The organism is Bradyrhizobium sp. CCBAU 11386, from assembly GCF_028128955.1.
In the GTDB taxonomy this organism is placed as follows: domain Bacteria; phylum Pseudomonadota; class Alphaproteobacteria; order Rhizobiales; family Xanthobacteraceae; genus Bradyrhizobium.
Map to the genome: position 1 here is coordinate 1 of NZ_LBKA01000040.1, position 218 is coordinate 218.

The 218-nt window shown below is 60.1% G+C and carries 1 pseudogene; it reads right to left on the bottom strand.

Features of this window, described 5'->3' with window-relative positions:
* Positions 1-17: 17 nt before the first annotated feature.
* A pseudogene (locus tag XI09_RS08280) lies at positions 18-218 on the bottom strand (ISL3-like element ISMdi2 family transposase); the annotation flags it as partial.

Sequence of the window (218 nt, forward strand, 5' to 3'; positions counted from 1 at the left end):
AGGTTGCCCGGTCATACTCAAGCAGCCAGAAGGACGCGTCGACGCAATAGCGGATAGCTTGCCCGGCCATACATTTGTCGTTTGATGGCTTTGATCCTGCTGATCTGGCCTTCGACCGGACTGGTTGTCCAGGGGGGTGTTATTGCCGCTCGGACCGCGTCGATGTCGCGCGCGATGCCGTTGGCGAAGCTCTTGAGCTCGCTGGTGGCTGCTTGTGC